The organism is Xanthomonas sp. BRIP62415, assembly GCF_003993515.1.
Lineage (GTDB): Bacteria > Pseudomonadota > Gammaproteobacteria > Xanthomonadales > Xanthomonadaceae > Xanthomonas > Xanthomonas euroxanthea.
Window position 1 is genome coordinate 220,582 of record NZ_QEZH01000006.1, and the last position, 13,041, is coordinate 233,622.

Consider the following 13,041-nt stretch of genomic DNA (forward strand, 5'->3'; position numbering starts at 1 on the left):
GCGGACGAGGACGGCACGCCGCTGGCCGGTGGTGCGGCCGTCCGCTATTTTCGCCGATTGTGATGGGTTGGCGCCAATGGAGAGGGGCGGAGGGGAGGGCGGCCAAGGGACGTTTTGATCGGGACTTGGGTGCGCTGTCGTGTCGCAGCTGGATCGGCCGCTCGCGGCAGGTGGCGAGGGAACCGTCGCAGTCATGGCAGGCAGTTGGCGTTCTGCCAGTGGTTGAAGCCTCGAGCGAGGGCGGCCCCGGTGCCAATGCGCGGGAGTTTAGGTAACCTTCGCAACACACCGGAACGGCAGTGACGCCCGACCGCTCAAGGGGGAAATCGATGAAGACGTTCGTGCTGGCCGCTGCGCTGGCCAGCTTGCTCTGTGCCTGTACCGTTGTCTCGCCCGATCCGGGCCAGAAGGCCGTGTTGGTGGATAAACCGATGTTCTTCGGCAAGGGTGGCGTTCGCCTGGACGATGTGCGTGAGCCAGGTCGGACGTATGCGTGGTTGACCACGTCGGTCACCTATGTGGATGTGACGCCACAGACGGTGCAGGTGGCTTTTGACGATTTCTCGTCCAGCGACAATATCCTGTTGGACTTCTCCACCCAGATTCAATATCGCATCACCGCGCCGGCGTTGTTGTTGTCCAGGTTCGGGCAGGATTGGTTCAAGAACAATGTCGCCAGCCAATACGCATCCATCGTGCGCGACCAAGTCAAGCGCTATGACATGACCAAGATGATGAGCGATCCCGATACCGCCAGAAAAATCGACGATTCGGTGACGCAGAACGTTCGCGCCCTCGTCAAGGAGCAGCAGCTGCCGATCGAGATCCAGAACATCACCTTGGGCCGCGCGCGTCCCAACCCGGATGTCCTGCAGCAGATGAACCTGACCGCTGCCCAGCAGCAGCGGGTCAAAACGCTCGTCGAGGCCACCACGGCCGAGCGGCAGCGTGAACAGGAGCAGGTCGCCAGGGCCGATGCCGACAATGCGTACCGCAATCGCATGGGGCTGACCCCGGAACAATATCTGGCCAGCCAGATCGCCGAACTCAATGCAGAGGCGTGCAAGAAAGCGCAGGCCTGCTACATGGTGCCGTCCGGCACGTCGGTGATTGCCAGATAGCGCGCGTTGCCGGCCGCATGCGGTGCAGGGGCCGCGATTGCCTTGCAGTCGTTGATCTCCGGTCTTGCAGCGCAGATGGCTGGTCGCGGTTGCTCATGCCAGCAGGCCCGCTCACGCACTCTCCAAATCGGCTGGGCTAGGGTTGCGGCCTACTGGTGTAGCGGAGAATGCAGCATGGGCCTGTTGGTCGATGGCAAGTGGCAGGACAGTTGGTACGACACCGACAAGAGCGGCGGGCGTTTCGAACGCTCGCAATCGCAGTTCCGCAACTGGGTGACGCGCGATGGCAGCCCTGGTCGGCACGGGGAGGGCGGCTTTCAGGCCGCTCCCGGGCGTTATCACCTGTATGTGTCGCTGGCCTGCCCGTGGGCGCATCGCACATTGATCTTCCGGCGCCTGAAAGGGCTGGAGGCGATGATCGACGTGTCGGTGGTGAACTGGTTGATGCGCGACCAGGGCTGGACGTTCGATCCTGGCCCGGGCGTGATCGCCGATCCGGTTCACCACGCCAAGCGCCTGTACGAGGTGTATCTCAATGCCGATCCGCGTTACACCGGGCGCGTGACGGTGCCGGTGCTGTGGGATCGCGAGCGCAATACCGTGGTCAGCAACGAGTCGGCCGACATCATCCGCATGTTCAACAGCGCCTTCGACGAGGTGGGTGCTGCGGCAGGCGATTTCTATCCGGCACCGTTGCGCGAGCAGATCGACGAGATCAATGCGCGCGTGTACGACACCGTCAACAACGGCGTGTACAAGGCGGGTTTCGCCACCACGCAGGCGGCGTACGAAGAGGCGGTGCTGCCGTTGTTCGAAAGCCTGGATTGGCTCGATGCACGTCTGGGCCGGCAGCGTTACCTGTGCGGCGACCAGCTCACCGAAGCGGACTGGCGCCTGTTCACCACGCTGGTGCGATTCGACGCGGTGTACGTGGGCCACTTCAAATGCAACCTGCGGCGCATTGCCGACTATCCACAGCTCTCCGGCTACCTGCGTGAGCTGTACCAGATGCCGGGGATCGCAGAGACGGTGAATTTCCAACACATCAAGCACCATTACTACCAGAGCCACGACATGATCAACCCCACCGGCATCGTGCCGCTGGGGCCGCTGCTGGATCTGCAGGCGCCGCATGGGCGTGGTGGCTGATGCAACCGGCGGCTGTACGGCGCAGCGCTCGGGCGCACTGCCGCATGGCGTGCACTAAGCTGTGCGCCTTGGTGACCAACAGGAGCGGTCAGTGCTGAATCATGTGATGGTGGGATCGAACGATATTGCGCGATCCAGGCAGTTCTACGATGCGGTGCTCGGCGGCGTCTTCGGCGCTCCCGCGCCGCTGGTCAACACTGCCGGCTCCGGCCATGTGCGCCTGTTCTATCGCCATGCCGGCAGCACCTTCGCCGTCAGCGAGCCGATCAACGATGCACCGGCGACCAGCGGCAACGGCGCCACCGTCGGTTTCATCTGCAGTTCGCCAGAGCAGGTGCAGGCCTTCCACGACGCGGCCGTGGCTGCAGGCGGGGTGTCCATCGAGGATCCGCCGGGCGAGCGTGAGAGCCGCATGGGAGCGGTCTGGCTGGCCTACGTGCGCGACCCGGATGGCAACAAGCTCTGTGCGATCTACCGGCCCGTCTAGACCCGGATGCCTGCGCTGCGGCGACATGCCGCAGCGCTGTCGGGCAGCGTGCTGTTGGTGCGCCAGGGCGACGGTGGGGTGACCGTCGCCGCGGCGCGGCACGCGGTTGCGTCAGGTGACGGACCCAGGCACCGGGTGTTGGGCTAGTGCTTTGCCGCGTCGCGCATGATCAGCGTCGCAGCGCCCACCGTGATCGCGTCCTCGACCACACCGGTGCTGGTCTGGCCATAGCGTTCGATCGCGCGCATGCGCACGTTGAAGGTAAGGTAGGCGGCCGCCACTGCGGTGGTCGCGCCCAGCACGGCAGCCACGCCGCGCTGATGGCGCGGTGCCAGCGCGGTGCCGACGATGACGCCGGTGGCGATGCGAGCAATCATGCCGGGCAACACGATGCGGTCGGGAGCGGTTTTCATCTTGTCGCCGGCCAACTCACCACCGGCCAGCGCCAGCATGCCGGCCGAGGCAAGGGGATTGGCGAGCAGTGCCGGCGCGCCGTTGTCGGCGGGGAGCTTGCCGGTGCGCGCAGCGTTGGCCACTGCGGCCAGCGGGGTCATCGAGCGCATGCCGGCGACGGCGCTCATCAGGAGGGAGTGGATCAAAGCCATGTGCACCTCTGCAGGAGCATGCTGCCTGGCGCCAATGTGGAGCCGGCAGGCATGCGTCGGGTTGTCGATGCCCAGAGCCTAGGAGGCCGGATGTCTGCGCGATGGCAAGGCGGTGCCAGTGCGATGTGCCTGCCTGGCGGGAGGGCGGTGTTGCCTGACGCGTGGGGGAAGGTGCAGGTCGATCCATGCCGGGGTAGTGGTGCGGGCGTGCGGCAGCAGCCGGCAAGGCCATGCCCGTGTCGGCGCGCTGCCTGGCCATGCGGGCGCGGCAGCGCGTTGCCATCGCCAGGACCGGTCAGGGCTGCTTTGCAAAGCTGCCCGCGCGCCACGCCAGCCACAATACCGACAGACCCACCGCCAGGCAGATGAGCACGCCGGGCAGCGAGGCTTCCGGGCCGAAGGCCCCGCCGGTGAGCCATTGCGGAAATCCGGGCGTTGCCGTGCTGCGGGCAATGGCCGGGCCCATGTCGGTCCCGGAGACCGCCGCGCCGAACAGATAGCCCTGGGTGAAGTTCCAGGCGATATGCACGCCGATCGACATCCAGATGCGGCCGGTCAAGGCATAGAACGCGCCCAGCAGGATGCCTGCTTCCAGTGCGATGCAAATCGCCGCAAACGCCGTTGCATGCGGGTTGGCGATATGGCCGAAACCGAACAGCGCGGCAGAGGCGATAAACGCCACCCACGGGCCGAACGCGCGCCATACCAGGCGCAGAAAGATGGCGCGGAACAACAGCTCTTCGATCACCCCGGCCTGCAAGGCCTTGCGCACCGCCGTCCAGGCCGGCGCCGGGCCAAGCGCCTGGATGTCGTATAGCCCGAACAGCGCCATGATGCCCATGACCGCGGCGAACATGGCCGCGCCGATCAACAGTCCAATGCTCAGCTGCGGCAACATCGGGCGTAGTGCGAGCTCGCTGGCGCGCCGTCCTTCGGCCAGGCGCACCGCCACCACGTAGACCGCCAAGCCCACCGCGATACCGACCAGGCTGGCAATCAGTTGCAGCGGCCCGGAGTCCTTGGGCAGCAGGCTGCCGACGGCCCTGCCGGCCATGGGCGCCAGCGTGGCGACCGCCACCAGCAGCAGGACTGCCCAGCCGATCGCCCGCAGCCAGCGTAGGCGGCCGGGCTGCAGGACGTTGCGCTCGCCCAGCGCAATGCGGTGGGACGCGTGGCCGTGTGTGGTCAGTGCGCTATTGGAAACCGCCGGCGTTGGTGCGTGCATGGGTTGGGGGCCTGTGGGTGGTTGCTAGCGGGTGGTTGAACGGGACGAGGCGTCTGCCACGACTGCGATACGGCTGGCGAATGAGCGCTGTTGCACTGCCGGGTCGATCAGCGCGTGTCGCCCGGTGAGGAGCTGCTGCGCAACAAGGACTTGAGCCCGTGCGTGATGCCGCGCGGTGCGACGCTCAAGTGGTCTTCGTCATCGAGAACCTCCAGCGCGAGATGCAACGATGGATAGTGTCGCGCGCGCAGCGCCTGCGCCATCTTCTGTGCGTCGATGACCATGTCGTAATTCTGGTGGTGGCGCACCTGCTCGTATTCGCCGACGTACATGTACACCTGCGCCGGCAGGTCGGTATGCGACGCGGCAAAGCTGTTTTCCTGCGCCACCATCGCGTGCTCGCCATACCAGTACGAGGGGCTGCCCAGGATGTAGCCGGCGAACATCTCCGGTGTGCTCAACAGGATCTGCGTGCCCAGCAGGCCGCCGTACGAGTGCCCCAGATACAGGCGCCGCTGTTCGTCGGTCCGGTAGCGGTTGGCGACGAACGGCAGCACGCGATCGCGCAGGTAGCGGATGTAGTCGGCGCTCTTGCCGTGGGTGGCAACCGGCGCTGCGGTCGGGCCATCTTCCGGGGTGGGCGTGTAATCGCGTCTGCGGCTCGGCATGGGCTCGTCGCCAACTGCGTAGGACAGCCCGACCAGAATGAAATCGGCGATGGCTGGCCCTTCGCCGTTCAAGCGCCGCGCGATCTGCTTGACCAGCGGGAACGCATAGTCGCCATCGGTGGCATACAACACCGGGTAACGACGCTGCGGATTGTCCGCATAGCCGCGTGGCAGCGCGACGAAGACCTGGTAGGTGCGGCCTGTCGCCGGATCGGGCACGTCCCAGACCTGCGTATCGGCCAGTTCATACGGTTGCCCACCGCCACGCTGGCTAGCAGGCGCGTGAGCGGGCGTATCCGCTGTGGCTGCTGGTGTCGCTTTGGCAATGGGTGTGGGTGCTGGCGGTGGTGCCTTGCCGCAGCCAGTCAGTAGCAATACTGCCAATCCAGCCCATAACAGCTTGTTCAATACAGCCTCCTGCATGTGGTGAAGCGTGGTGCCGTTGCAGCGGTGCAGACGAGAGCTGGCTGTCGATACGTGGCGGACCGCGCGTGCCGGTTCTGTCGCGTTGGGTGCGTACCGACATCGACGATGCCAGCAATGCCGGAAGACGCGACTGGCATGGCAACGTATAACACGGGCCGCTGCCAGGTTCTCGATGCTCGAAGAACCCAAGCGCCCGCGGAATCATCGAGAACCCGGGAGCACCCGTGCTCAGTGCAGACGACCTACCACGCGCAATGCCGCCGACTTGGCCATATCGTTCGGATTGGTGCCGGGCAGGCCCTGCGGCACGGCCATGCCCTTGCTGCGATAGAACTCGGTCCAGTATGGCGACACCTGACCGGTCTGCAGGTTCCGGAAGTTCATCGGTTGCAGCGCAAACACGTGGTGGGCGCGGAAGGCGCGCTCGATGAAGTCCGAGCAGTAATAACTGTTGTCGTCCTGCACGTAGGTCTGGTTGTAAGGCTTGCCGAGCATGCGCCGTGCCTGCGCGATGGCGCCGGGGATCGCGCTGCGCTGTTCTTCCGTCAGCCGGTACACATGGATCTGCCGGTGCCTGGTATTGGCGTCTTCGACGAATGCCTGCAGGGGCTGCTGCCGCGAGCCTTGTTCGTCTGCATGCAGCAGCACCTGTTCCGTGCCGTCATGGGCGAGTAGCGCCACGTGATCGAAGCTGGGTGCGTCCTGTTTGGCGGTGGCATCGTCGATGGCGCCACTCAGGCCGGTGCGGGCGGCGGTGACGAACAACAGGTCGCCGTCCTGGAGCTGGACTGCGATGGACGTTGCGGGCAGCAGTGCCAGTGCGAGCACGGCGAGCAGGAGGAGGATGCGCATGGGAGGCCGGCAGGTGATGCAAAGGGCGCCCATTATCGCCAGGAACGACGGCGGGCGGCTGGTGCGCGATGCGCTCTGTAGAATGCGGTGGCCAGCGGGCGTCGCCGCCGCCATCGCGTCGCGGCAATCCCTGTCCGTCTGGAGTGTTGCATGCGTGCTTCTTCTGCGTTGTCGCCGATCGGCCGGCTGTTTGCCGCCGCCGCCTTTTTCGAAGGGCTGACCTGGGCCGGGCTGTTGGTCGGCATGGTGCTCAAGTACGGCACCCACACCACCGAGGCGGTGGTGTGGCTGTTCGGTCGCCTGCACGGCGGCGCCTTCCTGTTTTACGTGGTGGTCAGCGTGCTTGCCGCGTTGCGGCTGCGCTGGCCGTGGTGGGCGTGGGCGCTGAGCCTGCTGGCCGCGTTGCCGCCGCTGGTGACGGTGCCGCTGGAGATGTGGTTCCGGCGCATCGGCTTGCTGGGTGTGCGCACACGGAGCGGTGTCTGAGCACATCAGGGCAGGCCAGGCATTGCCAGGCGGCCGTGCGCGGTACGCGGCATCTCGCTGTGCACGCATCCAACGTCACGCCAGAGGATGGACGCCGCCTACCGCCTTTGCCACCATAGGTGGACCAAGGAAGAGGCGGAGTGTCGCAATGCATTACTGGATGAGGAAGGCGACTGCCGCACTGGCGGTGGCGATGGCAATCACCGGATCGGTTTGCGCGCAGACGCCGCCGCAACCGGTGGATCTGACGCCCTATCTCAAAAGCGACCAGTTCGAGCGGATCAAGATCTCGCCGACGGGCGACTATTTCGCGCTCACCATGCCGCTGGAAGATCGCACCGTGCTGGGCATCGTGCGGCGCCAGGACAAGGTGGCCACCGCGAAAGTCACCGGTGGCGCCAACAGCGTGGTGGACGATTTCTGGTGGGCCAGCGACGACCGCATCGTGGTGTCGATGGCGCAGCGGCTGGGCTCGCGCGACGAGCCGATGGCGATCGGGCAACTGCATGCCATCGACGCCGATGGCAAGAATGGCCGCCTGTTGGCCAGCCCCTATGGCACCAATCCGGAGATCAACGGCGTGCAGTTGAAGATGGACCTGGAGCCTGGCACGTTCATGCTCGATACCTTGCCCGGTGATCCGCGCAACATCCTGGTGTCCACGATCCCGTTCGTCGGCGACCCGAGCATCCGCATCGACAAGCTGGATATCCTGACCGGCCGGCGCAGTACCGTGGCGACATCGCCGGTGCGTCGTGCGAACTTCGTGACCGACCAGCAGGGGCGCATCCGCTTTGCCAACGGCGCCGATGTGACCAACGTCAGCAAGCTGTATTACCGCGACGACGATGCTGCGCCGTGGCGGTTGGTCAACGATGCCGCCAGCAGCGGGCATCGTGCGTTTCCGCTCGGCTTTGCGGCCGATGGCAGCCAGGCCTACCTGCAAGTGGAGCAGGCGACCGGCACCGATGTGCTGGTGGGATGGGACCCGGCCAGCGGAAAGTCCACGCCGTTGTTGCACGACGACACCGTCGACCCCTACCGGATCCTGCGCGACCTGGATGGCACCACGCCGATCGGTGCGTCCTACATGAGCGACCGGGTGCGCAATCGCTTCTTCGACGAGAAGTCGCCGACGGCAAGGCTCTATCGCAGCCTGGAAAAAGCCTTCGACGGCAATGCGGTCTACATCACCTCGGCCACCCGCGACCGTCGCCTGGTGCTGGTGTATGTGTGGAGCGATCGCAACAACGGCGATTATTATTTGTTCGACACGGTCGGCAAGAAGGCCGACCGGGTGTTCAGTCGCCGCGAATGGTTTCCGCCCGATGGCGTGCCGGCGACCAGGCAGGTGAGCTTCAAGGCGCGCGATGGCCTGGAGTTGCACGGCTATCTGACCCAGCCGCTGCACGCCGAGGCAGGCAAGCCGCTGCCGTTGATCGTGATGCCGCATGGTGGCCCGTTCGGGATCTTCGACAAATGGGAGTTCGACGACGACACCCAGCTGCTGGCCGCAGCCGGTTACGCGGTGCTGCGCGTCAATTACCGCGGCTCGGCCAATTACGGGCGTGCCTTCACCCAGGCCGGCGCCAGGGAGTGGGGTGGGCGCATGCAGGACGATCTCACCGATGCCACCCGCTGGGCTATCGCGCAGGGAGTGGCCGATGCCTCGCGCATCTGTCTCTACGGTGCCAGCTACGGTGGTTACGCTGCGCTGATGGGGGTTGCCAAGGAGCCGGCGGTGTACCGCTGCGCCGCTGGCTATGTTGGCGTCTACGATCTGGACATGATGGCCCGCGACACCGCGCGCTCCGCGCGTTGGGCAAAGAACTGGACTGGCGACTGGCTGGGTGCACGTGACACCCTGGCTACGCGCTCGCCGGTGGTGCTGGCCAAGCAGATCAAGGTGCCGGTGTTTCTGGCGGCCGGCGGCAAGGACGAGCGCGCGCCGATCGAACATACCAAGGCCATGGAACGCGCGTTGAAGGGTGCGGGGGTGCCGGTGGAGTCGCTGTACTTCCCCAACGAGGGCCACGGCTTCTACACCGAGGCGCACCGACGCGAGTACTACACGCGCTTGCTGGCGTTCTTGAGCAAGCAGCTGGGTGGTGGGACCGCGAAGTAAGAGGGGCGTTCCATCAGGTGTTGCCTGAGGGGGCGCATGATCTAGCGTGCCGGTGGTGATGCATGCGGCTTGCTGTGTTAACCGTGGCGCGCGCGCCTGCATCTTTGCGATGCGATGTTGCGACGTTTGCGTGTGCGGGTAGGGCGTCGCGGCCGGGTCCGCTCCTACGGTTCCTGGGGGGCATGGTGTCGCGCCCAGGGCCGATGCTGCACGACGGCGCAGGCTGGCTGCGTCGCCGCTTTCTCTGCACTCCCGGTTCAACTGCGCGATAGCGCGGCACCGTCGATGGCCGACGATGCCGCGTCCAGCGTCGCCTACTTCTCCGGCATCGGCTTCATCTGATACTGCGCCGGCGGGGTGGCGCCGAGCAGGTGCTGCACGAAGTAGTCCCAGCGGCGGCGGGCGACGTAGGGGGTGAGCTCGCCGTAGCCGTGTTTGGCGTTGGGCAGCATCAGCATGTCGAAGTCCTTGTTGGCCTTGATCAGCGCATCGGCGACCAGCAAGGTCAGATACGGCGGCACGTTGTCGTCCAGCGTGCCGTGCACCAGCATCAGCTTGCCCTTGAGCTTGCTGGCGCGGGTGGCGTTGGCCTGGTCGTCGTAGTTGGAGGTGCCGTCCTTGTTGACGATGTGCTCGCCGTGATACTTCTCGGCCCAGTCGTCCTCGTAGCCGCGGTTGTCGTGGTTGCCGCTTTCCGACCAGGCCACCTTGAACAGTTCCGGGTAGCGCAGCATCGCGGCGGTGGACGCATTGCCGCCGCCCGAATGCCCCCAGATGCCGACGCGGCTGGTGTCGAACCACGGGTAGCGCTGGCCGAGTTCCTTCACCGCGGCCACCTGGTCGGGCAGGGTGTTGTCGCCCATGTTGGCGTACCAGGTGTCGTGGAAGGTCTTGGAGCGCCACGGCGTGCCCATGCCATCGATGGCGATCACGATGAAGCCCAGTTCGGCCAGCGACTGGTTGTCGCCATGGCCGGCCAGGAAGCTGCGGCCGCGCACCGAGCCGGTCTGCGGGCCGGGGTAGACGTAGTCGATCACCGGGTACTTGCGCGCGGGATCGAAGTTCGTCGGCTTGAACATCAGCCCGTACAGCGTGGTCTTGCCATCGCGCGCCTTGACCGTGATCGGCTCCGGCGGCACCCAGCCGGCGGCCTTCAGGCGGCTGATGTCGGCGGTGGCGATGGTGCTGAGCGTGCGCCCGTCGGCGGCATCGCGCAGCACGCTCACCGGCGGCGTGACGGAAGTGGAATAGGTGTCAACGAAGCGCTTGCCATCGGGCGACAGCGCGATGCTGTGGTCGGCGACCTCGGGCGTGAGCAGCACCGGCTCGCCGCCGTCCAGGCTCACCTTCCACAGCTGCTGGTAATACGGGTCCACGCCCGGCGTGCGGCCCACGCCGACAAACCACGCAGTGCGCGTCACCGGGTCCACGCGCAGCAGTTCGGTGACGTTGCCTTCGCCGCTGGTGATCGCGCGCTTGGGTTTGCCGGTGGCCAGGTCGTAGAGATACAGCTGGCCCCAATCGCTGCGCTCGGAGAACCACACCGCCTCGTTGCTGCCGGGCAGGTAGGCCCAGTTGGCGGCGACCTGGCCACTTTCGTAATAGGTCTTGGCGGTTTCGTCGAAGGCAGTGCGCACGGCGCCGGTGCCGGCATCGGCAATGCGCAGCCACACTTGCTTGTGGAAGCGCGAGGTCGAGGCGAATGCCAGGGTCTTGCTGTCCGGCGCCCACTTCACGTCGTCCCACAGGCCCGGCGAGCAGCTCACGTCGTCGCACAGCGTGGAGCGGTGCTGGTCGGCGGGCATCTTCAGCCGCACCACGCTGGCGCTGGGCACGTCGATGATCACGCGCTCGATCATGGTCACGTCCTTGTCGCCGGCCATCGGGTATTTCCAGGACTGCAGTTCCGGATGCCCGAGCTTGGTGCTGACCAGGTACATGTCGCCGGTCTTGCGCTGGTCCTGCTGGAAGGTGGCGATCTTGCGCGAGTCCGGCGACCACGCAACGATGGCGTTGTCGCTGTGCTGCCAGCCGGCGTTGTCGGTGGCGTAGCCGAAGTTTTCCACGCCGTCGCGGGTGAGCTGGGTCTCCTTGCCGCTGGCCAGCTCGCGCACCCACAGGTTCCAGTTGCGAATGAACGCTTCGCGGGTCTTGTCGGGCGACAGCACGCCCGGTTCGGGTTTGGCGGCCGTGAACAGCTTGCTGCACCGGGCGCGCGCATCGCACAGCACCGCGGTGTCGCGCACGCTCAAGCGGTAGCGGCCATCGGCGCTGAGGCTGACCTTGGGCGCCAGGGTGGCGGCCTTGAGCGGCTTGTCACCGGTCTTGAGCAGGGTGTTGAGCGCGGTGGCCAGCGCCGCGGGCTTGAACAGCGGCGCGGTCTTGCCGGTGGCGGTGTCCAGCTGCAGCAGGCGGTCGCCCTTGGCATCGTGGTCGACGTAGACCACATGGGTGGCATCCGGCCAGGTTACGCGCATGGCCGCATGGTCGACCAGGGGCTGCGCGGCGTAGTAGATCAGGCGCTCGGCACGGGCGTAGTCGGCCTCGGTCACGCCCGGTGCCTGCGCGCTGGCCACCGCGGGCAGCAGGGCGGTCATCAGGGCAGCGAGCAGGTGGCGCAACGGCAACGGTGTGGGCATGTGGACCTCATCAAAAGGGTGCGCGCCGACAACGGCGGTGCAACCTCGCATGCTACGTGTGCGGGCAGGGCATGCGACCCTGCCAAACGTCGTGCCTTGCCGTGGAACGAAGATGCCAGGCGTGGCGCCCCAGGTGCCGCTCGCCCTGCGGCACCGGCGACTACTTGCCCATACACCGCTTCCAGCGCGCATTGACCCGCTGCGCGAACCAGGCGGTGGTGAGGGTGCGGGTGATCTTGGGGCTGTCCAGGGTGATGCCGGGCAGTACCGCCCGTGGCAGCGGTTTGCCGGCGCTGCGCTCGGCCAGCGCGAACACCTGGCGATACAGCTCGGTGTCCTGGAAATCGATGGAGTTGCCGGTCTCCAGGGCACGGCGGAGCTGACGGTCACTCATCGCCAGCTGGCTGCCCAGGGCGCGTGCGGCGCGTTCGGTGGCGCCGGGCGCATCCAGGCTGGCGCCGGGCGTCAGCAGGTCGCCGTCCAGGGTCAATGCGATCCCGCTGGCCTTGCTCAGTGCTGCCTGGAACGCGGCATTGCGGCTGGCGTACCAGCCGGCGTTGAAGTCGGCAAAGCGGTACAGCAGCGCGTCGTAACTGGCCGGGTAGCCGAGCAGGTGCCGGGTGCCGAACCACAGCCCGCCGCGACGGCTGAAGACCTCGTGGCGGATCGAGTCGCCAGGCGGATACGGATAGCGCTCGGCGTGCTGCTCGGCAAACGCGATGCTGACCTGCATCGGCCCGGCGGTATGCACCGGATTGAGCCCGTCGAACAGACGCGCGCCCAGCGGCACGCTGCCGGTGAAGTCTTCGAAGATGCGGCTCAGCTCCTGTTCGGTGCGCGCGCTGGCAATGCGCGTGGCATAGCTGCGGCCATCGGGCGAGGCGATGCGCAAGGCGGCATCGACCATGAAGCCGGGGATGTGATGCGCGCTGGCACGGCGGTCGATCTCCGCGCGCGAAATCCTGCCGAGATTGGGCACGACCGGGTTGGCCTGGTAGGTCGACTCCTGCTCGGTCACCGCCAGCACCGCGCAGATGTCCTCGGCGCTGGTGTCCAGCCCCTGCGAGGACAGCGCCACGTACACATCGTCGGCCCAGCCGGCGCGATCGGTCAGCGTGGTCGGCAGGCGCCGGGCGATGTCGGCCTTGACCGCGTCCGGCGAGCGCTGTGGCGCGCGCGGCGCCTGGGTGGCGCAGGCCGACAGCAAGGCGACGGCAAGCAGCGTGAGCAGGCGGGGCAGGCGGGATGTCACGGCGTC

General features: G+C 66.5%; 11 protein-coding genes. 5 read left to right on the forward strand and 6 right to left on the reverse strand.

The window, feature by feature from the left end:
- Window positions 1-341 precede the first annotated feature (341 nt).
- The 3 genes from EO141_RS01270 (at window position 342) to EO141_RS01280 (ending at window position 2,757) form a co-directional block, all read left to right on the forward strand.
- Window positions 342-1,121 (forward strand): SPFH domain-containing protein, encoded by a 780-nt coding sequence (locus tag EO141_RS01270; protein WP_127168374.1) that lies wholly within the window; start codon window positions 342-344, stop codon window positions 1,119-1,121.
- Window positions 1,122-1,295: 174 nt separating this feature from the next.
- Window positions 1,296-2,270 (forward strand): glutathione S-transferase family protein, encoded by a 975-nt coding sequence (locus EO141_RS01275; RefSeq protein ID WP_127168326.1) that lies wholly within the window; start codon window positions 1,296-1,298, stop codon window positions 2,268-2,270.
- 91 nt (window positions 2,271-2,361) lie between these two features.
- Entirely contained in the window at window positions 2,362-2,757 is a 396-nt protein-coding gene (locus EO141_RS01280; protein WP_115675944.1) for a VOC family protein, read from the forward strand.
- A gap of 143 nt (window positions 2,758-2,900) precedes the next feature.
- Here EO141_RS01280 and EO141_RS01285 read toward each other — a convergent pair whose 3' ends face one another.
- The 4 genes from EO141_RS01285 to EO141_RS01300 all read right to left on the reverse strand — a co-directional run bounded on the left by EO141_RS01285 (window position 2,901) and on the right by EO141_RS01300 (window position 6,533).
- Window positions 2,901-3,362, reverse strand: coding sequence for a DUF4126 family protein (locus EO141_RS01285; protein ID WP_164738995.1), 462 nt, complete (start codon window positions 3,360-3,362; stop codon window positions 2,901-2,903).
- A 295-nt stretch (window positions 3,363-3,657) separates the two neighbouring features.
- Window positions 3,658-4,587: a CPBP family intramembrane glutamic endopeptidase gene (locus EO141_RS01290; protein WP_102583358.1), complete on the reverse strand. Its 930-nt coding sequence runs from the start codon at window positions 4,585-4,587 to the stop codon at window positions 3,658-3,660.
- 107 nt (window positions 4,588-4,694) lie between these two features.
- Window positions 4,695-5,678 (reverse strand): alpha/beta hydrolase-fold protein, encoded by a 984-nt coding sequence (locus tag EO141_RS01295; RefSeq protein ID WP_127168327.1) that lies wholly within the window; start codon window positions 5,676-5,678, stop codon window positions 4,695-4,697.
- Between the two features lie 231 nt (window positions 5,679-5,909).
- Window positions 5,910-6,533 (reverse strand): YiiX/YebB-like N1pC/P60 family cysteine hydrolase, encoded by a 624-nt coding sequence (locus EO141_RS01300; RefSeq protein ID WP_127168328.1) that lies wholly within the window; start codon window positions 6,531-6,533, stop codon window positions 5,910-5,912.
- A gap of 150 nt (window positions 6,534-6,683) precedes the next feature.
- Between EO141_RS01300 and EO141_RS01305 the strand changes: the two genes are divergently transcribed.
- Both EO141_RS01305 and EO141_RS01310 read left to right on the forward strand, forming a co-directional pair.
- Window positions 6,684-7,019 (forward strand): DUF3817 domain-containing protein, encoded by a 336-nt coding sequence (locus EO141_RS01305; RefSeq protein WP_164738996.1) that lies wholly within the window; start codon window positions 6,684-6,686, stop codon window positions 7,017-7,019.
- Window positions 7,020-7,212: 193 nt separating this feature from the next.
- Window positions 7,213-9,144: a S9 family peptidase gene (locus EO141_RS01310; protein WP_127168376.1), complete on the forward strand. Its 1,932-nt coding sequence runs from the start codon at window positions 7,213-7,215 to the stop codon at window positions 9,142-9,144.
- A gap of 314 nt (window positions 9,145-9,458) precedes the next feature.
- On the opposite strand, the gene EO141_RS01315 is transcribed toward EO141_RS01310, so the two are convergent.
- On the reverse strand, window positions 9,459-11,783 hold the full coding sequence (locus EO141_RS01315; RefSeq protein ID WP_164738997.1) for a S9 family peptidase: 2,325 nt from the start codon (window positions 11,781-11,783) through the stop codon (window positions 9,459-9,461).
- 160 nt (window positions 11,784-11,943) lie between these two features.
- Window positions 11,944-13,035 carry a DUF1615 domain-containing protein gene (locus EO141_RS01320; RefSeq protein WP_127168329.1) on the reverse strand — a complete coding sequence of 364 codons (1,092 nt, stop codon included), beginning with the start codon at window positions 13,033-13,035 and terminating at the stop codon, window positions 11,944-11,946.
- Window positions 13,036-13,041 lie beyond the last annotated feature (6 nt).